15 protein-coding genes and 3 pseudogenes are annotated in these 20,166 nt (G+C 60.7%); 6 read left to right on the plus strand and 12 right to left on the minus strand.

The features are described 5' to 3' along the window. The first annotated feature begins 24 nt into the window (after nucleotides 1-24). Nucleotides 25-1,704: a M24 family metallopeptidase gene (locus AC07T0_RS19600; RefSeq protein ID WP_495002776.1), complete on the plus strand. Its 1,680-nt coding sequence runs from the start codon at nucleotides 25-27 to the stop codon at nucleotides 1,702-1,704. 110 nt (nucleotides 1,705-1,814) lie between these two features. Here the strand turns inward: AC07T0_RS19600 and AC07T0_RS19605 are convergent, their stop codons facing one another. Then, nucleotides 1,815-2,450 carry a LysE family translocator gene (locus AC07T0_RS19605; protein WP_495002777.1) on the minus strand — a complete coding sequence of 212 codons (636 nt, stop codon included), beginning with the start codon at nucleotides 2,448-2,450 and terminating at the stop codon, nucleotides 1,815-1,817. Between the two features lie 375 nt (nucleotides 2,451-2,825). Between AC07T0_RS19605 and AC07T0_RS19610 the strand changes: the two are divergent. The 4 genes and pseudogenes from AC07T0_RS19610 to AC07T0_RS19625 form a co-directional block, all read left to right on the plus strand. Then, nucleotides 2,826-3,929 (plus strand): annotated as a pseudogene (locus tag AC07T0_RS19610) (ArsA-related P-loop ATPase); the annotation flags it as partial. 55 nt (nucleotides 3,930-3,984) lie between these two features. Further along, nucleotides 3,985-4,524: pseudogene (locus AC07T0_RS19615) on the plus strand (SLC13 family permease); the annotation flags it as partial. A gap of 361 nt (nucleotides 4,525-4,885) precedes the next feature. Beyond that, nucleotides 4,886-5,263 carry a DUF1330 domain-containing protein gene (locus AC07T0_RS19620; RefSeq protein ID WP_495002778.1) on the plus strand — a complete coding sequence of 126 codons (378 nt, stop codon included), beginning with the start codon at nucleotides 4,886-4,888 and terminating at the stop codon, nucleotides 5,261-5,263. 13 nt (nucleotides 5,264-5,276) lie between these two features. Then, nucleotides 5,277-6,341, plus strand: a complete 1,065-nt coding sequence (locus AC07T0_RS19625) for an alpha/beta hydrolase family protein (RefSeq protein ID WP_495002779.1) — start codon at nucleotides 5,277-5,279, stop codon at nucleotides 6,339-6,341. A 163-nt stretch (nucleotides 6,342-6,504) separates the two neighbouring features. Here the strand turns inward: AC07T0_RS19625 and AC07T0_RS19630 are convergent, their stop codons facing one another. Next, complete coding sequence (locus tag AC07T0_RS19630) at nucleotides 6,505-6,921, minus strand: ester cyclase (protein ID WP_495002780.1); 417 nt, start codon at nucleotides 6,919-6,921, stop codon at nucleotides 6,505-6,507. 124 nt (nucleotides 6,922-7,045) lie between these two features. Continuing rightward, nucleotides 7,046-7,888: an SDR family oxidoreductase gene (locus AC07T0_RS19635; RefSeq protein WP_495002781.1), complete on the minus strand. Its 843-nt coding sequence runs from the start codon at nucleotides 7,886-7,888 to the stop codon at nucleotides 7,046-7,048. Between the two features lie 549 nt (nucleotides 7,889-8,437). Between AC07T0_RS19635 and AC07T0_RS19640 the strand changes: the two genes are divergently transcribed. After that, nucleotides 8,438-9,301, plus strand: a complete 864-nt coding sequence (locus AC07T0_RS19640; protein WP_495002863.1) for an AraC family transcriptional regulator — start codon at nucleotides 8,438-8,440, stop codon at nucleotides 9,299-9,301. Between the two features lie 71 nt (nucleotides 9,302-9,372). Here AC07T0_RS19640 and AC07T0_RS19645 read toward each other — a convergent pair. From AC07T0_RS19645 to AC07T0_RS19685, 9 genes and pseudogenes are all read right to left on the minus strand, one after another. Next, nucleotides 9,373-9,723 (minus strand): annotated as a pseudogene (locus AC07T0_RS19645) (ABC transporter permease); the annotation flags it as partial. Nucleotides 9,724-9,776: 53 nt separating this feature from the next. Continuing rightward, entirely contained in the window at nucleotides 9,777-10,532 is a 756-nt protein-coding gene (locus AC07T0_RS19650) for an ABC transporter ATP-binding protein (RefSeq protein WP_495002782.1), read from the minus strand. Further along, nucleotides 10,526-11,587 carry a FecCD family ABC transporter permease gene (locus AC07T0_RS19655; protein WP_495002783.1) on the minus strand — a complete coding sequence of 354 codons (1,062 nt, stop codon included), beginning with the start codon at nucleotides 11,585-11,587 and terminating at the stop codon, nucleotides 10,526-10,528. The genes AC07T0_RS19650 and AC07T0_RS19655 overlap by 7 nt, the downstream gene beginning before the upstream one ends. Further along, complete coding sequence (locus tag AC07T0_RS19660) at nucleotides 11,584-12,774, minus strand: ABC transporter substrate-binding protein (RefSeq protein ID WP_495002784.1); 1,191 nt, start codon at nucleotides 12,772-12,774, stop codon at nucleotides 11,584-11,586. The genes AC07T0_RS19655 and AC07T0_RS19660 overlap by 4 nt, the downstream gene beginning before the upstream one ends. Before the next feature lie 64 nt (nucleotides 12,775-12,838). Then, a complete protein-coding gene (locus AC07T0_RS19665) occupies nucleotides 12,839-15,271 on the minus strand; it encodes a TonB-dependent siderophore receptor (protein WP_495002785.1) in 2,433 nt (810 codons plus the stop codon). Nucleotides 15,272-15,385: 114 nt separating this feature from the next. Next, a complete protein-coding gene (locus AC07T0_RS19670) occupies nucleotides 15,386-16,363 on the minus strand; it encodes a FecR domain-containing protein (RefSeq protein ID WP_495002786.1) in 978 nt (325 codons plus the stop codon). Beyond that, the gene (locus AC07T0_RS19675) at nucleotides 16,364-16,879 is read right to left on the minus strand and encodes a sigma-70 family RNA polymerase sigma factor (RefSeq protein WP_495002787.1); all 516 of its coding nucleotides are present in this window, start codon (nucleotides 16,877-16,879) and stop codon (nucleotides 16,364-16,366) included. A gap of 135 nt (nucleotides 16,880-17,014) precedes the next feature. Continuing rightward, on the minus strand, nucleotides 17,015-18,259 hold the full coding sequence (locus AC07T0_RS19680; protein WP_495002788.1) for an MFS transporter: 1,245 nt from the start codon (nucleotides 18,257-18,259) through the stop codon (nucleotides 17,015-17,017). A gap of 16 nt (nucleotides 18,260-18,275) precedes the next feature. Next, the gene (locus tag AC07T0_RS19685) at nucleotides 18,276-20,126 is read right to left on the minus strand and encodes an IucA/IucC family protein (protein WP_495002789.1); all 1,851 of its coding nucleotides are present in this window, start codon (nucleotides 20,124-20,126) and stop codon (nucleotides 18,276-18,278) included. Nucleotides 20,127-20,166: the final 40 nt, after the last annotated feature.

The raw sequence follows: 20,166 nt of genomic DNA on the forward strand, positions 1-20,166 counted from the left end.
GGCCTCATTCACCCCGAGGTCCTTATGAACACACGCCATGTCATTGAGTTGTCGCCCGCGGGCAAAACCTTCGAGGCCGGTGACGAGTTGCTGCTCGACGCCATGCTCGCCAGTGGCCTGTCGGTGCCGTTCTCATGCCGTCGGGGGGCGTGTGGTTCGTGCAAGGTCAAGGTCATCGCCGGGCAGTACCGTGACAAGCTCCTGGCCGCGGACGCAGCGGCACCTTCCTACCCGCTTGCCGCCGATGAAATGCTGCTGTGCCAGAGCCATGCCTGCGCCGATATGCGCCTGGAAATCCCCGGATGGTCGCTGGACGTACCCACGCTGGAAATCCCCGCACGAGTCTTGGGCAAACGCGCACTGAGCGTGGATATCACCGAGCTGGTGCTGATGCCGGAAACCCCGAAGCCTGTTGAGGTTCGTGCCGGCCAGTACGTCAGGTTTCGCCTCGACGATGGCGACAGTCGGTGTTTCTCTGTTGCCAATCTCCCGGCAGAGGAGGGAGGCCAACTGGTCTTTCATATTCGCCAGGTCCCCGGCGGACTGTTTTCCGGGCAGGTCCTGGCAACGCTGGCCGTCGGCGATACGCTGACGCTGGAAGGCCCATTGGGTGCCTGTACCTGGCAGCACGAAGAGACACGTCCTGTCGTTCTGTTCGCCACGGGAACCGGCTACGCCGGGGTCAAGCCGCTCCTGCTGAGCGCGCTGGCCCGGGGCGCCGAGGTGACGTTGTACTGGGGCGGCTCGCGGCCAGAGGATTTTTACGAGCGCGACTTGCTGGACCGGGCCAGCACCAGGCACCCCGGTTTTTCCTGGCACCCGGTACTGTCGTCAGAGGCCCGGATGCAGCAGGTGGCCTTTGAGCAGGCGCATCCTTGGGCGCGGGCGCAGGTCTATGCCTGCGGTAACAGCTCGATGATCCGCGATGTCCGCGCGCACTGCCTCGCGGCGGGCCTGCCGGCTCACCGGTTTGTCGCGGAAGCTTTTGTGCCTAGCGGTATGTCACTGCCCGAGTCGGCGCTCAAGCCGCTGGATGCGGTCTGGGAAAAAGTCGGCCCGCGCTATTCCCTGGACGGCATGTTGGCCGCCCGCGAGCAATCGGTCCGTGCCTTGGCCTCGATCGCCAGCCAGCTGCGGGTCGGCATGACCACCGCCGAGGCCCTTGAGATGGCCAATCAGCAGTTGCAAGCGATGGGCGCGTCCCACACCTGGCATCCGACCTATATCCGTTTTGGCGACGACACCGTGCGCACGCCACGCCAGGGCATCGACCCACACCGCAAGCTGCGCGCAACCGATATCGCCGTGGTCGATCTCGGCCCGGTGTGGGACGGCTATGAGGGCGATTATGGCGATACCTTCGTCTTCGGTGAGCATCCGTTGCACCGGGCGTGCGTAAAGGCATTGCATGAGGTATTCGACGAAACCCGCGAGGCCTGGCACCAGGGGCTGACCGGCCGCGAGCTCTATGACTTCGCCGAACGCAGCGCCGCCTCGAAGGGCTGGAGATTGGAGCGCAACCTGGCCGGGCATCGCATCGCCGATTTCCCCCACGCCTTGTTCGGTCAGGCGAAGTTGGCCGAGTTGGCGATTGTCCCGAGCGAAATGGTCTGGGTCCTGGAAATCCAGCTATGCCATCCCACCGAAGCGGTCGGGGCATTCTTCGAGGATATCCTGATCGGCGAGGGGGCCACGGTCGAATGAAAACGCCCGGTCCAGGCCGCTGCTGGGCTTTGTTGTTTTTGTGAGTGAAAAGGGGACGTATTTATTCTGGAGCAATGTCCCCTTTTGCTTTCAAGCGCAAACAGCCTGCTTTAGCGCTGCCCCTCGACGGCCATGCGTACGGCCAAACCGGTGAGGACTGTGCTCATCAGCCAGCGTTGCACAATCTGCCATACCGGTCTGTTGGCGAGAAATGCCGCGATGGAGCCCGCCATGACGGCAATCAGCGCGTTGATGCTCACGCTGATGACGATCTGCGTGAAGCCGAGCACGAGGGATTGTGTCAGCACGCTGTCGTGGCCGACGGGGTCGATGAATTGGGGCAACAGTGACAAATACATGACCGCGACTTTGGGGTTCAACAGGTTGGTGACAAAGCCCATCGTGAACAGCTTGCGCGGGCTGTCCTTGGGCAGGTCGCGCACCTGAAATGGCGAGCGGCCGCCGGGTTTGACCGCCTGCCAGGCCAGGTAGATCAGGTAGAGCGCGCCGCCGAGTCGCAGGGCGTCATAGGCGTAGGGAACCGTCAGGAGCAGGGCGGTGATGCCCAATGCGGCGCAAAACATATAGACGACGAAACCCAATGCCACGCCGCCCAGGGAAATCAGTCCGGCCATTCGTCCCTGGCAGATCGACCGTGAGATGAGATAGATCATGTTCGGCCCGGGCGTCAGCACCATGCCGAGTGAGATCAGGCCGTAGGCAAGCAGGTTGGACAGTTCGGGCATGGCGTAGCTCCTTGAAGGCAGATGGCAGGCATCTGATGGAGCGCACGATAATAGAGGGGGCGATGCGAGCCGGTTAGATACAGATCGATTGACAAAACGCCATACAGCGGTCGCCGTATTGAGCATTTGGGGGCCATGAGATGAGCCTGTCATGGCTGACCCTCCCGGCGGGGATTATTGACCCATATCAGGCACCTTTCGATTAGGCGCCTGGGGCGCGCTCGCCGGCCCTAACAGAGCGTTGCAGCCATGCTATGTTCCAGCGATTGCAAGCCGCATGCAGCTTGATGGGTGTGCCGCGAATCTGAGTGAGAGGCTCAAGGGCAGTCGTGTGCGTGTACGACTTCGGTCTATCGAATCGCTGAGGAATGACTCATGCGGTTTCTTGAGAACGCACCGCGCTTTCTGTTTTTTACTGGCAAAGGCGGTGTCGGCAAAACGTCGATTGCCTGTGCCACGGCGTTACAGCTGACCGCCCAAGGCAAGCGCGTACTGTTGGTGAGTACCGACCCCGCCTCCAACGTGGGTCAGGTATTTGGTATCAGCATCGGTAACCAGATCACCCCTGTACCGGCCGTGGCCCATTTGTCCGCGCTCGAAATCGACCCACAAGCCGCCGCCCAGGCCTACCGTGATCGGATTGTCGGGCCGGCGCGAGGCGTACTGGACGCCAATGTGGTCAAAGGCATGGAAGAGCAGCTGTCCGGGGCCTGGAGTGGTTTCCTCGAGGCGGGGCAAGGTGATGCTTCCTGCCTGGGGCCACTGGCGGGGCTCGATAAACAGCGGGATCAATATCGTCAAGCGGTTGAGGCATTAGCCGATCCCGCACGCACTCGACTGGTCTTGGTGGCCAGGGCCCAGGCGACCACTCTGCGCGAAGCTGAACGCACGCGTGAGGAGTTAGCACGCATCGGTCTGGGTGAGCAATTCCTGGTGGTCAACGGTGTGTTGCCCGCTACCGAGGCCGAGACGGACCCGCTGGCCGCCGCCGTACATGCCCGGGAGCAGGCTGCACTGGCCCAGATGCCGGATGAGCTCAAGGCCCTGCCCATGGACCAACTGCCCCTGAAAGCCTTCGATCTGGTCGGCGTTGAGGCCCTGAAGCAGTTGCTCGGCGAAGAGACCCAGGCGATTGGGGGACTGGAGCCTGCAACGGTCGAGCTGCACGCCCCCAGCTTGAGTGATCTGGTCGATGAGATTGCGGCTGACGAGCATGGGCTGGTGATGGTCATGGGCAAAGGCGGGGTAGGTAAAACAACCCTGGCCGCGGCAGCGGCGGTCGAGCTGGCGCACCGAGGATTGTCGGTTCACCTCACCACGTGCGACCCGGCCGCCCACCTGGCGCAGACCCTGGTTGGGTCAATGCCCAACCTCACCCTCAGCCGTATTGATCCCTCCGTTGAAACCCAGCGTTATCGCGATCAGGTGATGGCCTCCAAGGGCGCGGGCCTGGATGAGCAGGGAAAAGCGCTATTGGCCGAGGATTTACGTTCGCCCTGTACCGAAGAGATCGCGGTCTTCCAGGCGTTCTCCCGGATCAGCCCCGACGCTGCAGAACCCCGCATTGACCTACGGCTCTTCGGCCGGCATCACCATGGCGCTCAGTGGGTTTTCCAATCCGGCCCTGGCGCTGGTGGTCGGTGCGCTGTTTATCGCTGCCGCGATGACGCACACCGGGCTGGACCGGCGTATCGCGCTGGTGACGCTGGCGAAAGTCGGCGGCAGTACCCGGCGGGTATTGCTCGGCGCCATGGTGGTCATCGTCCTGCTCAGCCTGGTGGTGCCCAGCGCAACGGCGCGTAGCGCTTGCGTGGTGCCGATCATGATGGACGTGATTGCGGCCTTCGGCGTTGCCAAACGCTCCAATATCGCGGCAGGAATCATGATCATCGTCGCGCAGGGAACGAGTATCTGGAACGTCGGTATTCTGGCCAGCCTGGCTGAGCTTGGGCCAATGACGGGCGCCCAGAAGCGCTTGGCGGTTGTTTCTGGCCTGCTGCTCCTGGCCTGGGCGACCGAAGGCAAACTGCATGCTTTCGATACGACCTCGACGACTTATGCCTTGCTGTTGGTGTTTGCCAGTACCTACTGGGCATGGCTGGGGTGGATGTGATGGTCGAGTAGCTGAGACGAATGGCCGAAAAGAAACAGGCTACACCTGTGCAAATCGCCCTGGCCTGGTGGTTGGCTCGGAAAACCTGGATCGTGCCCATCCCCGGGACTCGTATTTTATCGTGCACTCCAATGCCACCGTCGAGGGCATTGATCTTCACCGATCAGTTAATCAACTGAATCAGGCAATAGAAGAAACAGATCCGGCAACTCGCTCCGGCACCGCCATCCCATACTTTGAACACGCGATTCACCGCTACTGCCACTTGTGTGGCGGACGGAGTTTCGCACCGCCTGCTATTCAAACCATGGGAATACATACGATGAACAAGCTCGTCAAAGGTGCTGTCGCGGCCGTCGTTCTGGCGCTTGCCACCACCAGCCAGGCCCGGGAGGCACAACCGCACGGCTACATGATTGCCAATTACGAAATCAAGGATCAGGCGACTTTCCAGAAGTACATGGATGCGGCCGGGCCGCTGGCACCGAAGTACGGCGGCAAGGTGATTGTCTTCAACCTCAAGGCGCCTGCTGTCGAAGGCAAGCCCAAGTCGGTGATGGCCATCGCCGAGTTCCCGAGCCTTGCCGATGCTCAGCGTTTCTACAACTCGCCGGAATACACCGCGGCCAAAAAATTTCGCCTAGCGGCTACCGAAGGCAGTGTCGTCATTACCGAAGCGTACGTGCCTGCGTCGCAGTAATCAGGAGCCTGATATGGTCAAGCCACTCGATGATGTCGTTCACCCGTCCACCACTCCCTCGCCAAGCCGGCGCAACCTGCTGAAAGTTGGTGCAGCGCTCGCCACACTCCCTGTTATAGCCTCGACACTGTCATTTGTTCAGGCTGCGGAGAAAGAAAAGATGACAGATACCAACATCCCCCAAGACAAATCAGACGCCTTCATCAACGGTCTTGCCGACTTGATGGCGCACTCGACCCGCACTCCGATTCTGCGTTGGCCGAACGAATACGGCATGGACTATGAGGAGATTTTCTTCCCGGCAATGGACGGGGTTACTATCGAAGGCTGGTTTATTCCGGGTAAATCCAACCGGTTGGTCATCTGTAACCACCCGATGCCGTGCAACCGCTACGGTTATCCTGGGCATCTGCAGCCCTGGACGGACTTCGGTGGCTTCGAAGTGAACTTCCTACCGGAATACAAGGCCCTGCACGATGCTGACTACAACATCATTGCCTATGACCTTCGTAACCATGGTCGTAGCGGCACGGGCAGCGGCGGCGTAAACGGTCACGGTGTGCTGGAATATCGTGATGTGGTGGGCTCGTTGCGCTATGCCAAATCCCGGCCTGACACTAAAAACATGAAGACGGTGCTGTATAGCCGTTGCTTGGGCGCCAACGCCACCATCGTCGGGATCAAGAAGCATCCTGAAGAGTTCAAGCACGTCAAAGCCCTGGTTGCCTTGCAGCCGGTGACACCCAGGGTGTTCGTGGAGACCGCGGTGGAGCGGGAGAAGATCGCCAATGGCGTTGAACGGTTCGATGCGGCTCTGCATCGACGCACCGGCTATCACCTGGCGGATGTCTGGCCTATGGAGTATGCCAAAGCTGTAACCCTGCCGACCTTTGTTGCCCAGGTCCGTAACGATTTTCTGACCAAGTCTTCCAATGTCCAGCAGATCTTCGACACCTTATCGTCCAAGGATAAGGAGCTGTTCTGGATTGAAGGAACAGACCTTAGATTTCAGGGCTACAACTACTTCGGGCAGCACCCGGAATTGATTTTGAAATGGTTTGACAAGCACATTGTCTGACGCGGGTAGGGGAGGCCAGTCTTGGGACTGGCCGCCCCGTTCGATCCTTTTACTTCCTGGCAGTCGGATTAAAACAGGGAGGGTGAACGATTCGGGGGGTATTGCTCTGTTATGAAACCGTTCACAAGACCGGTAGGAAACAACCCTCTGAGGACTTTCTGGATCAGGTTGGAACTGCGCCGATTTGCTGTAAAAGAGTTAGTAAATCGGGTTGCCCACGTTCCTCGACGAACTTCCCATCCGCCAGGCGGTAGAAATTCATCGCTTGGACCGTGATTGGCTTGTGGGTCGGTGGAACACCGAAGAATGCTCCATCGTGAGTCCCTCGCATGATGAAACGTGCTGCGATCTTATCGCCTTCGACGATCATCTCTTCGAGTGTCCATTGAATATCAGGAAAGCCGGAACGCATCATGGCGATGATTTCCAGGTAGCCTTGCGGTCCTTTCACGGGATCGGGGCGTCCCGGCACGTGGAAGACGGCATTGGGGGAAACGAGTTCTTGGGCGAGCGCTTCGCTGGCGGTGTTGATGAACTCAAGGAAGCGAGTCATCACTTTCCTGTTGGTTTCAGTTGTCATGTTTATTACTCGCATTGCGGTGGGGGCGTTTCATCTTAGTACTGGAATCTATATGTGATAAATGCCTGTTATTTTCATAAACTCCCAATCATATGTTTGTAATTCTTGGCCGCCCTGGCGGCAATCAAGCGTCGTCGTGGGCCAGCGAGCAGGACAAAGCCCGGTGCGCGTCAGCCTGGTCTAGCAGTGCTTTGGCCTTGGCCTCGAAAGTCTGAACCGCGTCTGCACCTCCTGCGAAGCGCGTCGGTGGCGTGTCACTCGCCGCGAGCTGGACGATGGCTGCGGCGAGTTTGGCCGGGTCACCACCCTGCTTACCATTCATGCCGCTCCAGGCGGTGACAGTCTCTCGAGTGCGCTCGGCGTAGTCGTCCAAGTTCGGTTCAGCGAAGGTTGTCGAATCCGTACTGAGTAACTCCGTGCGGAAAAAACCGGGTTCCACCAGCATTGTCTGAACACCGAAGGGGGCAACTTCCGGCGCCAGCGATTCCATCCAGCCTTCGATCCCGAACTTCGCGGCGGCGTAGGCGCTGCAGAACATTCCGCCGCTGATACCTGCGGTGGAGGAGATCGTGAGCAACAGGCCTGAGCGTTGTTTGCGCATCACCGGCAGTACGGCGCGGGTGACGTTCATGGGGCCGAACAGCAGCGTCTCGATCTGCTGGCGAACCTGTTCAGGACTCAGTTCTTCGAAAAAGCCAGCGTAGAAATTGCCGGCATTATTGACCAGAACGTCGAGTCGCCCGAATTGGCTGATGGCGGCTTCTACCGCCGTGACAGCATCCTCAGGACGGGTAATGTCGAGCTTGATCGCGAGGAGGTTATCGTTGCTACCGATTGCGGCAACGATCTTCTGTGGATTGCGACCGGTGGCCACCACAGCGTGTCCCGCGGCCAATGCGGCTTTGGCCAAATGTACGCCTAAGCCCCGACTGGCCCCAGTGATAAGCCAAACCTGTTTGTTTGTCATGCGATGTTCCTCGAAGGTCAAGTGGTAGCGCTGTTCAATGGTGAGCGTCAGGTACCATTTGCCAGGCTCGTCTCTCGCAGCGTTAGGGCATTGTCTCGGTTCTGTTACCGAACGGTTTGCCGGGATCAGCGGGATGATTGCCTAAAACGCTGGATTTTCGATTTCAGCAGATTTGCCCTATCGTCGGTTTGGGTACTCTGATCCATCGGTCTGTACCTCGCACTATGAAACCTTGGCCAAAGGTGGTGTCGGTTCGCTGAAGGCCACTGCATCTCTCGTTGATTTGAGCAGTGACAGTTAGCGTAACAACGCGTAACCCAGCAATTGATAAAGAGCGCCTCATCAAATTGGGCAATAAATCCGGTTGATCAGGCAATCACCTTGCCCTGCGGCGACACATACTGAGGTTATGCTGGCATCGTATGAAAATGGTGTTGCCAAATGCCCTCTGAGCGACATCGCTGTCGGAGCGAAAGATCTGATATCTCCAAGGAGCCGAATGTGAAACCTACCCCAAGAAGCAATCGGGGCAGTGGCGACCCCCGTGCGTTGGCTGAGGCGGTGGCTCGAATTCTGCGAACTGATGGTGATCATGTCACGGCGATTCCAGGACTCAGCCTGCACCGACGCAAGGCTGCCACGTCCCCCATGCATTGTATTTACGGTCTGGGCTTGGGAGTCACTCTGCAAGGCTGTAAGCAGGTCATGGTTGGCGAGGAGGTCCTGACTTATGCCCCGGGCCAGTCCATGGTCACGAGCGTGGACCTGCCGGTCATTTCTAACGTGACTCAGGCCAGCGTCGCACGGCCATTCCTGGGGATCATGCTGACATTCGACAACTCCCTGGTGATGCAGGTGGCCGAGCGTATGCAGTTGTCGCAACGCATGAAGGATGATGGCTTTCGGCCGATTACCGTACAGACTTTGGACACCGGAGTGCTTGATGCTCTGGGGCGGCTGGTCGAACTGCTCGATGAGCCGGAATTGCTTGCACCCATTGCGCCACTCATTCGCAAGGAGATCATCGTTCGACTGCTCAGTGGGGCTCATGGACCCCAACTGCTTCACATCGTGACCGCGGGCTCACCCAGTCAACATATCGCCAGGACGGTAGCCTGGCTCAAGCAGAACTTCCATCGGGTCCTGCGCATGGATGACCTGGCGGTAAATGCTCATATGAGTCCTTCAACTTTTCGTCAGCACTTTCGTGCCGTGACGGGTATGAGTCCGTTGCAGTATCAGAAACAGCTGCGGCTGCAAGCCGCTCGGCAGTTGATGCTGAGTCAGAATGTAGATGCGAGCAGTGCAGGTGGGCTGGTGGGGTATGAGAGCTCATCGCAGTTCAGTCGCGAGTACAGCCGCCTCTTCGGTGAACCGCCGCAGCGAGATATCAAACGAATGCGCATGCAATAGACTTCGGACGCTGTCCACGCGCAGGCGCGGGGCGATGCTCATCGGTGTGACGAGCCTGGGGGTTGTTGCCGTTACTGAGCCCATGCGGCCACCTTCAAGCGAAGAAGTCTGAACAGTTGATCGGTGACCAGCCCCAACAGGCGAATCACAGCGATCGCCAGGAAAATCACGTCGACCTGGAAGCCGCGCATGGCCTTGAGGCTCAGGTAGCCCAGGCCGCTGGGGGCGGCCACCAGTTCGGCCACCACCAGGTAGATCCAGGCCCAGCCCATGGTCACCTGCAAGGTGTCCAGCACTCCCGGCAGCGAGGCCGGGGCGATCACATGCACCACCGCATCCACGCGGCTGGAGCCCAGGGTGTAGGAGGCGTTGAGCAGGTCCTTGGAGATGCCCCTGGACACGTCGGCGACCATCACCACTTCCACGCTGGCCCGACATGCGGCCGCCGTTTGCTCGTGGCCCCCAGGCCACCTGTTCAAACGATATCGTCGATCAGGATATGGCGCCTGGCCTGGCTGCACTTTTCGATCCGTGCCTTGACCTTGTAGACCTCACGCAGCATCTGCACATTGATCACCTCATCGCTGGGGCCGCTGCCCCGGGCGCGGCCATTGGCGATGACCAGGACCTGGTCGGCAAAACGCAGGGCCTGATTCAGGTCGTGGAGGGCAATGAACACAATGATTTCTCGTTGTCTGGCCAATGAGCGCATGAAGTTCAACACCTGCACCTGGCGGTGCATGTCCAGCGCGCTGGTGGGTTCGTCCATCAACAGGATTTCCGGTTCGCGCACCAGGGTTTGCGCAATCGACACCAGCTGTTGCTGGCCACCGCTGAGTTCGCCGAGGTTGCGAAAGGACAACTCGCTGATTCCCAGCGCAGCGAGGATCTGATCAACCCGCTTCAGTTCATCGTCATGCACGCTCCAGCCGGGCGTGAGCTGTTTACGGGCCAGCAGCACCGATTCATAGACCGTCAGGCGGGCGCTGGCATTCAGGCCCTGGGGCATGTAGCAGATGCCTTGCAGGCCTTTTTTCGAGTCCTGCAAATTCACCCGTCCCGCTCCGTCGATCAGCCCGGCCATGCGTTTGAACAGCGTGGATTTGCCGGCCGCGTTGGGGCCGACCACGGCGACCACCTGTCCGCCCAGAAATGTCGAGGTGGTGACGTCGCAAAGAATCTCCCGCTGGCCGTAACGGGCCCCCAGGTTCTCCAGTTGAATCTTCACCATGAATGTTTCTTCCCATTGAGGATCAGCGAGATGAAGAACGGCACGCCGATCAACGAGGTGACCACGCCGATGGGAAATATCGCGCCCGGAATCAGGGTTTTGCTGACCACCGAACTGGCGGACAGAATCAGTGCGCCGGTGATGAGCGAGGCCGGTAAAAAGAACCGTTGATCCTCGCCGATCAGCATTCGGGCAACGTGCGGTCCGACCAGCCCGATAAAGCCGATGGTGCCGACAAAGGCCACCGGGAACGAGGCCAACAGGCTGACCATGATCAGGGTCTGAAAGCGCAGGCGCTTGACGTCGATGCCGAAGCTGGCGGCCTTGTCATCCCCCAGGCGCAAGGCGGTCATGGCCCAGGCGCGCTTGGCGAAGATCGGCAAGGTGATCAGGATCACCAGGCACACCACGCCGAGTTTTGGCCAGGTCGCCTTGGTCAGGCTGCCCATGGTCCAGAACACCACGGCGGCGACCGCTTGCTCAGTGGCGAAGAACTGCACCAGCGCCAGCAGTGCGTTGAAGGTAAAGACCAGCGCGATACCCAGTAACACGATGGTTTCGGCGGTCACACCGCGTCGCAGGCTCAACAGGTGGATCAGCAGCGCACAGAGCATGGCCATGATGAACGCGTTGAGCGGCACCATGTATTGCGCCGCAACCGGGAACAGCGCGACACCGAACGCCAGGCCCATGGCCGCGCCAAAACCGGCGGCCGCGGAAATGCCCAGGGTAAAGGGGCTGGCCAGTGGGTTGTTGAGGATCGTCTGCATCTGCGCCCCGGCCAACGACAACGCCGCCCCGACCGCCACGGCCATCAAGGCTACCGGCAAGCGGATTTCCCACATCACCACCCGCACTTGTGCCGGTGCGGTATCGGGTGAAAACAGGGCGCCGAGCACTTCGCCCAGGCTGTAGCGCGCCGGTCCCAGCGCCAGATCGAGCACTACGCTGAACACCAGCAGCGTGGCGAGCCCGGCGAGAATCAGCCGCTTGCGCAGCACCAACTGGCGGTAGGTATCACTTTGTACGATTTGTGCTTCACCCAGGGAGCTCATGGCTTGGCCTCTGTCGCTTGCAGGCTGACGAAGTAGCCGGGTTCGTAAGGGACCGGCAGGAACCGTTCATGGAGTTCGCGAAACGAAGCATCGGGATCGAGATCGGCAAACAGTGTCGGGTGGAACCACTTGGCCAACTGCTGGATGGCGACGAACTGATAGGGGCTGTTGTAGAACTGATGCCAGATGGCATGGAAGGCTTGGTGCTCCTGTGCCTTGATTCCGACATAGGCCGGACGTTGGGTGTACCAGGCCAGTTTCCGCCGGGCCTCTGACAGGTCGGCTCCAGGGCCCACGCCGACCCAGCGTCCGCCGGGGGCAAAGGCTTCCCAGTTGGCGCTGGTGACAACCACCTGGTCCGGGTTGGCGACAATCACCTGCTCGGGGTTCAGTTGTCCGAACGCACCCGGGATGATGCTCTTGGCGATGTTGTTGCCACCGGCCATTTCGACGAAGCGGCCGAAGTTCTGGTTGCCGAAACTCAGGCAACAATCCTCGGTGTAGCCGCCGATGCGTTCGATAAATACATTCGGTCGCACGGGTTGACGCGCCGCGATCACATCGGTGACACGACGGATCTGCTGCTGGCGAAAGTCGATAAAGGCTTCGGCCCGCTCTTCCTTGCCAAACAACTTTCCGAACAGACGCAGGGTCGGTTCGGTGTTTTCCATCGGGTTGTTGCGAAAGTCGACATACACCACCGGAATGCCCACGGCGTTGAGCTTCTCGATATAACGGGCGTCCTCGGTGGCGTGCTGGGCTTCGATATTGAGGATGATCACATCCGGCTGCAGGGTGATTGCCTGTTCAATATCGAAGGTGCCGCTCTCGAAACCGCCGAAGGTCGGGATCTGGGCGATGGCGGGGAATTGGCGCAGGTAGGCGCCGTAGGTGTCCGGATCGGACTGGATCAGGTCCTTGCGCCAACTGACAATGCGCTCGAGGGGGTTGTGGGTGTCCAGCGCCGCTACCAGGTACAACTGACGGCCTTCGCCGAGAATCACTCGCCGGACCGGAATATGCACCTTGACCTGGCGTCCCAGCAGGTCGGTCACCGTGACGGCCGCGGGGTCCTGCTCGACTGCAACGGCATGGCGTGGCGTCAGTGAGGAAAGCAGCGCCGTGCCCAGCAGGCCAGCCAGCAGCAGGGCGGTCAGGGTGTGGCTGCGTCGTTGAACAGATGCCATGGTGGAAGCCTTTGCAGAGGTCAGCTCAGGCAACGGTCCAGGCCGTTGCCCAAGACCGAACGTTTCAGAAGTCGACGGTGGCCGACAGTTGCAGGGTGCGTGGCGAGCCTTGGGAGAAGGCCCCATAGGACGCGACGCCGGACCAGTACTCACGGTCGAAAACGTTCTGCACCGTGGCCCGGAAGGTGGTCGGGCGCTCGGCGATCCGGGTGCTGTAGCGTGCGCCGACATCGAAGCGGGTCCATGGATCGAGTTTCTGCGTGTTGGCCTGGTCCACGTACTGGCTGCCGGTGTAGATCGCGCCGCTGGTCAGAGTCAGGCCTTCAATCCAGGGCGTATCCCATTCGGCCCAGAGATTGGCCTGCACCTCGGGGACTCCCACCGCTGTGTTGCCGCGATTGGCGACGGTGCTGGTCTTGGTCAGTTCGGCGTCGAGGAAGGTGACGCCACCGAGCAGGCGCGTGCCCTCGGCGACTTCGCCGAACACATTCAGCTCGACGCCACGGTTGCGTTGTTCGCCCTGTACCGAGAACACACCGGAGGCCAGTTCGCCGCTGGGTTTTTTGATCTGGAACAGGCTCAGAGTCGAGGTGAAAGTGCCGTAGTCGACCTTGACCCCGACTTCCTGTTGGCGAGAGATATAGGGGGCAAAGATCTCGCCGGAGTTCGAGGCCGTGGCCGGTGCGATATCGCCTTTGCTCAAGCCTTCGATGTAGTTGTAGTAGAGCGACACGTGCTCCCAGGGTTTGACCACCACACCGAACAACGGCGTGGTTTTGCTTTTATCGTAAGACGTGGTGACGACACCGGTCGTGCTGTAGTTATCAGACTTGATGTTCTGTTTGCGCAGGCCGAAGGTGACCTGCAAGCGCTTGTCCATCATCGACAGGGTGTCGGCCAGGGCCGCGCCGGATAGCTCCGTGGCGGACACTTTCAGGGCATCCGGGGTCGCGATGTCGGGTTTCGGGCGATCGATCGGATGGTAGATGTTCGACAGCACCGGTGCGCCGGAGATGATCCCCCGCGACAGCTCGTCCTGGTAGTGGGTCACTTGAAACGTGGTGCTGTGGCTGATGGGGCCGGTGTCGAAGCGCAGGCGGGCGCCGGCATCCACGGTGTAGCGTTCGACTTCGAATTTGTAATAACCGGGGGTCGAAGTGGTGTCCCCGGCGGCATTGAGAATGGTCGGGGTCTGATCGGACATGCGCGCCACGTCCGACTTGCCGCCGCCGGCATGGGCGAACACCGTGAGGGCGTCGTTCACATCGTATTCGGCACCGAGCAACGCGGCCTTGTCGCGGGTTTCTGCCCAACCCCAGTCCTGGGTGACGTTGATCCGACCGTCGGCGGCGGAGGGCACCTTCACGCCGGATTTGATCAGGAAGGGCCGCGAGGGGGCATCGAACTTTTCTTGCTGGCTGATCAGGTCCAGGGTCGTGCGCAGGCGTTCACCCCGGTAATCCAGGGAAATGGCGCCGATGCCGACGTTCCTGGACTGATTGTCGATGGCGGTGTCGCCTTGCTGGGTACTGCCATTGATGCGTATGCCGAACTGGCGTTCCTCGCCAAAGCGCCGGCTGATATCGACATGCCCGCCGACCTGGGTGTTCATGGCGTAACTGGTGGTGAAGCGGGTCAAGTCTTCGTCGAGAGAGCGCTTGGGCACCACGTTGATCACTCCGCCGACCCCGCTGTTGGGCGACATGCCGTAGAGCAGGGCGCCCGGCCCCTTGATCACTTCGACGCGCTCGGCGTACTCGGTGAAGACCCGGTAGTTGGGGGCCACGCCGTACACGCCGTCGAAGGCCAGTTCGCCCAGGTTGCCTTCGCCCACCGGAAAGCCGCGAATGAAGAACGAGTCGACCACACCGCCGGTCTGGCCGGTGGAGCGGACCGAGGAGTCACGCTCCAGCACGTCAGCTACGGTAGTGGCCTGTTGATCCTTGATCAGGGTCGAAGTGTAGTTGCTGACGCTGAACGGCACGTCCATCACATCCTTGTTGCCCATCAGTCCGAGTCGCCCGCCACGGGCCACCTGGCCGCCGGCGTACACCGGCGGCAATTCGCCCGGGCGCGCCTGGGTGGCGCTGATGGTGGTTTCGGCAAGGGTCAGGCCGCCGGCGCTGTCGGTCGGACGAGGCGTCAGGGAGTAGCTGCCGTCACTACGGGAAACGATTTCCAGGCTGCTGCCGGCCAGTAGCCGGGTCATGGCCTCCTGGGTCGAATAGGATCCCGAAAGCCCGGGGCTGGTCAGCCCCTCGGTCAGGGACGGCTGGAACGACAGCGCAATACCGGCCTCCACGGCAAACCGCGACAGGGTTGCCCCCAACGGTCCGGGGGCAATGTTGAAGGCGCGGACCGCGACCGCATCCAGCTGTGCCGGTGTGGCCGCCATGACCAGGGGGGTGGCGAGGCTGCTCAGGGTAAGGCTGAGCAGTGCGCTGCGCACAGCCAGTTTCAATGAGCGATCCGAACGCGGAGATCGTGCGACGAGCATGGAATGGTGACCCTTTCGGCAAGATTGAGAAGTGCTTCCTTCCCTAGCCAGCCGAGATCAAAAAAAGTATCACCCGCGTCGCACTATTTTTTAATCCGGGTTTTCCTGGGGGATTCAAGCGGGCGAGAGCGTCATCCAATAACCGCTCAAATGCCCGGTGACGACGATCGGGTAGGTTTGCACCAGCATGCTGAGGGTGCGTTGGCTGTCGTTGATGGGAAAGGCACCGGAGATATGCAGGTCGGCAATCGTCGGATCGCAGCGCACGAAGCCTTTTCGATAGCGCGCCAACTCGGCCACGAAGTCGGCCAGGCGCATCTTGTCGGCCATCAGCATGCCTTGGGTCCAGGCGCTGACGGCGCTGTCCACCGGGAGCAGTTGGCCAAAGGCTTGCGCTGAAAAATCGGTCCGTTGCCCGGCATTGACGATCAGCGGGGCGACGCCGCTGTCAGGGGGCAGTTCGACCCTGACGGCACCTTCCAATACGGCGAGGTGCGTTTGGGGTTGCACTTCCCGAACGGTAAAGCGCGTGCCCAGTGCCTGCATCCGCCCCTGGCGAGTGCTGACCAGAAACGGTCGAGGCTGCGCTAATACATCCGGCGCGGTCTGCACCAGTATCTCGCCTTCGCGCAAGCTGATCAGGCGCTGGTTGGCGTCAAACAGCACATCAATGGCCGTGTCGGTGTTCAGGGTGACCCGCGAGCCATCGTCGAGAGTCAATTCGCGGCGCTGGCCAACGGTGCTCTGGTAGTCGGCCGTCCATTGTTGCGTTTCCAGCAGTTTCCAACCGCCCCAGCCGGCCGGCAAGACCGCCAGGATCGTCGCCAGTTTGGCCAACGCGCCGCGCCGGGAGGGATTGCTTGGGCGATCCAGTGCCGACATTGCCAGGGCGCGTGGCAGTGTGCCGAGCTTGCCTTGCAGGCTCTGCGCGCGGGCCCAGGCGCGAAGGCGCTCTGGGCTGCTGCTGCGCCAGCGCTCCAGGTCGGCGCGTTGGCTGGCGCTGAAATCGCTTTCGCTCAGGCGCATCAGCCACTCGGCAGCCTCTTCCAGGGCCCGGGGATCAATCGGCGCGTCACCGTGGCGGATCGACATTCAGTCCGCCAGCATCAGGCACTGCACGAAGGCTTGCTTCATGTAGCGTTTGACGGTGATCAGCGAGACACCGAGTTGCCCGGCGATGTCCTCGTATTTCACGCCGCCGATCTGCGACAGCAGGAAGCAGCGTCTGATCAGGGGGGGCAGGGCATCGAGCATGGCGTCGATTTCATGCAGGGTTTCCAGCACGATCAAGCGCAACTCGGGTGCGGGCACTTCGGGCGCCGGTAGCAGCGCCAGTGCGTTCAGATAGGCGCGCTCAAGCGCCTTGCGCTGATACCAGTTGACGAGAATACCCTTGGCCACACAGCTGAGGTAGGCCCTGGGCTGCTCGATCACCGGCACTTTGGAGGCGAGTATGCGGGCGAATGTGTCCTGCGCCAGATCGGCCGCATCCATGGCGTTACCCAGCTTCTTGCGCAGCGTGGCGTACAACCAGCCGTGATGCCCGCTGTACAAGGCCTCAATCGTGCGCAGATGATAATTGTGGGGGGCGGGAAGGGTATCGCTCATGGCAGAATTGTTTTTTTGCGATTGAGAAGTATTCATAATACTAGTTTGCCCCGTACCCACGACGCAAGGGGCAGTTGCTCGACACCCGGGGTATCGGCACGCCGTTGTGCAATGTTCAAAAAGACTCCTCCTTGCTCAGTCGCCACGGCTGGGCTGGCCTGATGGCATGACCATCGACCGGTAACGCAGGGCGACAATGGGCACCAGGGCCACGACGTAGGCCAGGCAGACGAACAGGTAGGTATACCGCAAGCCATAGACTTGACTGAGCAAACCACCGATGCAGATCCCGGCGATGGAGGCAAACTGCGCGGTACTTTGCGCAATCCCCAGCACATAGCCCTGCTGCGAGCTGTCGGCGGTTTTCGAGACCAGCGCCATGAGCACCGGTGTCGTCGCGCCCAGCAGCACCCCCCAGATAAAGTAGGCGACGACAAACACCGTCGGGTTTCGCGTGACGCCGGCGATGGCAGTCAGGCCGATACAGCCGATTACCACGAAGGTGATGCGGTGCAGGGTCTCTTGCCGGGTACGCTGTTCGAAATACCGCGCCCAGCGTGTTGCCGAGAGGATGAAGCCCAAGGCGAGCAAACCGTAGCACAGGCCGATCAGCGAATTACTGACCCCGAACACCGAGCTGACATACAGCGAAAATGAGGTCTGCGGGAGCATCCGCGCCAGTAGCAAAATCCCCATGACCCCCAGTAGCGAAAGCAGCGGTGTACCTTGCCAGAGGCTGGTGGGAGGGGGTTGGGTCGTGGTGGTTTCTACCACCGCGGCTTTTTTCACCGGCGGCACATTCGGCAGGGTCACGGCCGCCACTACGGTGCAGACGGCGCAGAGTGCCGAGGCAATCAGATTGATCCAGAAGAAGGTGGCGTAATCGAGGATCAAGCCGCCGACCACCGCGCCGAGCAACGAGCCGACGTTGGTCGATATCTGCAGGATGGCAAACAGCCGCGCCCGCCGCGAAGGGGCTTCGATGCTGACACCGTAGGCCTGGGCCGGGGCAATGTAGCCGGCGAAGGCCCCTTGCAGGAACCGCAGCATCAGGATCCCCCAGATATCACTGAACAAGGCCAGCCCAAGCTGGGTCAATGACAAACCGGCCAAGGCCCGGATCATCATCCACTTGTGGCCGTAGCGGTCGCCGATCCGGCCCCAGAATGCGCTGGTGAGAATAATGCCCAGCATCGGCCCGACATAGACGGCGATGCTGGCAAAGCTGAACACCGATTCCGATGACGTCAGCCCACGCAGATGGACAGGCCAGAACGGCCCGCTCATTTCCATCGCCCCCATGGAGATCAGTTGGATAGCGAACAGAAGATAGATCAGGATTCTGACGGGCGAACCCTGGATGACACCTGCATGGGACATGAGTCAGCCTCGCTGGTTAAACGGCGTTGAGCGGGTTGCTCAAGGTGTGTTGCAAGCGATAGTTGGAGTACTGCATCAAGTGCATGCGCAGCAACGATCGGGTGGGCCAGGGCTCCTCGATGAACGCTTTGCGCTCGACTTCCCACAGTTGCGGCGAAACCCGCTCGCGCACGGCGGCGAAGGCCAGTTCGGTTTCTTCACGCAGCACCTGCCACATCCGTGTGTTGTTCAAGGCGTACTCCCGGGTCAGCCACAGAGCCATTTCGTGCAGGTGGGTCAGGAACGCCGCATCCAGCACAAACATGCGTACCGGCTCGATATCGTCGACGAACACCGTCGGCAGGATGCCGGGCTGGACATGGGCTTGTAAGTGGTAACCGCGTTCTTCCAGCAGGGGGGCGTAGGTCCTGCCATCGCCGAAATCGCGGATCAGCAGACTACTGGCTTTGCCGTCCGGGGTGAACAGCACCATGCTGTTCTGTTGATGGGCTTCGAGTCCGATACCGTAGAGCAGGTAGATCGCCACTACCGGTTGGGTGACCACCTTGGCGTATTGACGGAACCAGGTTTCGACGCTGCTGGCCGTGGCCCGCACACCGTCACGCTCGATCAGGTCGGTGAACAACGGCCGGTCGCTGCCGGGCAGTCGAGTGAACAGCGACGCCACGGTGATCGGCAGGCAGTTGTCGCTGCGCTCGAACGCCTGCTGGCTGGCGCGATAGACCACCGACAGGTGTCGCCCGGGCGCATCGTCCTGGGTGATCGCGTTTTTGTAACGGACACCGATTTCCTCTGGGAAGATTTCCAGGCGCTGATCGAAGCCGTTTTCGGCGGCGAGGATCCGGGTGATCAGCGTGCTGATGCGCGGCCCCATGTGAATCGACTTGGCTTGCAGGCTGCGAAGCTCGCTGGTCATCCAGAGCGCGATGGGCAATTTGATCAGCGGTGCCGTTTCGTTCAGCATCGGCATCATGGTCCGATAGGACATGGTCGGCAGCGTTGGGATATCGGGGCCGTCGGTGATCAGGATGCCGGCTTCGATTTCTTCGGCAAAGGTCTTGAGCACGTAGGCTTGCAGATGCCAGGCATGGATGGGCAGCGGCAACCACTGGGTGTCATCCAGGCCCTTGGCCCGCAGCGAGGTCTTCCATTGTTCCCATTGCGCCGGAAAGTTGCTGGCGAACCAGGCGTGATAGCTGGTGACGTGGGGCATGCTTTCGCTTTTGGCCATGTCGGCGCGCAGCGAGGCAATGCGCAGTGGTACCTGGGCGTTGAACTCGGGGGACAATTGCGCGACTTCGGCATCGCTCAGGCCGGGCCGGGATTTCCAGGTCGGATAATACGGGTGGCCTTCCAGCGACCCCCACTGGTCCAGCAGGATGGCCGCGTCCTTGGTGCTGGCGTGTTGGCGCAGGTAATCGGTGAAGCTGGCGAGCCCGTGGCTGCCGATGGCTTCGGCCAGTCGCGCGTTCCACCGCTGACGATACTGACGCGCATGGGCGTCGTTGGTCAGGCTGTTCTCCATGTCCGACTTGAGCCCGGCGACCCCCTCGTCCGAGGGGGCGAAATCGAAGCTGCCACGCAGCACATCCAGCAGGTCCTGATGACTGTGGATGGGCTGGCGAACGCCTTCCTCGGTCAGCAACACCACGTCGCCGTCGTTGACCAGGGTATCGGCCGGTCCCAGTGCGATATTGGAGAAAAACAGATGCGCGCGCGCGTCGTTCAGGGGCAGCGTGGCTTGCTGGCCTTCGGCGGAAAAGCTCAGGGTCGAGCGGTCGAGAATATTCTCCGCAAACAGGCAACGAATCAGGCGTCGCATGGCATTTTTGCGGGAGTAGGCGATGAGTGTCTTGAGATCATCCATATCAGCTATCTGCTCGTCGAGAAGTAAAAAGAAGAGGGCG

It is taken from the genome of Pseudomonas sp. GW821-FHT04D07 (assembly GCF_059420225.1).

Bases quoted from the DNA above. Each gene is read 5' to 3' on its own strand.
- AC07T0_RS19600 (WP_495002776.1), top strand. From the start codon at position 25: ATGAACACACGCCATGTCATTGAGTTGTCGCCCGCGGGCAAAACCTTC.
- AC07T0_RS19605 (WP_495002777.1), bottom strand. From the start codon at position 2,450: ATGCCCGAACTGTCCAACCTGCTTGCCTACGGCCTGATCTCACTCGGC.
- AC07T0_RS19620 (WP_495002778.1), top strand. From the start codon at position 4,886: ATGAACAAGCTCGTCAAAGGTGCTGTCGCGGCCGTCGTTCTGGCGCTT.
- AC07T0_RS19625 (WP_495002779.1), top strand. From the start codon at position 5,277: ATGGTCAAGCCACTCGATGATGTCGTTCACCCGTCCACCACTCCCTCG.
- AC07T0_RS19630 (WP_495002780.1), bottom strand. From the start codon at position 6,921: ATGACAACTGAAACCAACAGGAAAGTGATGACTCGCTTCCTTGAGTTC.
- AC07T0_RS19635 (WP_495002781.1), bottom strand. From the start codon at position 7,888: ATGACAAACAAACAGGTTTGGCTTATCACTGGGGCCAGTCGGGGCTTA.
- AC07T0_RS19650 (WP_495002782.1), bottom strand. From the start codon at position 10,532: ATGGTGAAGATTCAACTGGAGAACCTGGGGGCCCGTTACGGCCAGCGG.
- AC07T0_RS19655 (WP_495002783.1), bottom strand. From the start codon at position 11,587: ATGAGCTCCCTGGGTGAAGCACAAATCGTACAAAGTGATACCTACCGC.
- AC07T0_RS19660 (WP_495002784.1), bottom strand. From the start codon at position 12,774: ATGGCATCTGTTCAACGACGCAGCCACACCCTGACCGCCCTGCTGCTG.
- AC07T0_RS19665 (WP_495002785.1), bottom strand. From the start codon at position 15,271: ATGCTCGTCGCACGATCTCCGCGTTCGGATCGCTCATTGAAACTGGCT.
- AC07T0_RS19670 (WP_495002786.1), bottom strand. From the start codon at position 16,363: ATGTCGATCCGCCACGGTGACGCGCCGATTGATCCCCGGGCCCTGGAA.
- AC07T0_RS19675 (WP_495002787.1), bottom strand. From the start codon at position 16,879: ATGAGCGATACCCTTCCCGCCCCCCACAATTATCATCTGCGCACGATT.
- AC07T0_RS19680 (WP_495002788.1), bottom strand. From the start codon at position 18,259: ATGTCCCATGCAGGTGTCATCCAGGGTTCGCCCGTCAGAATCCTGATC.
- AC07T0_RS19685 (WP_495002789.1), bottom strand. From the start codon at position 20,126: ATGGATGATCTCAAGACACTCATCGCCTACTCCCGCAAAAATGCCATG.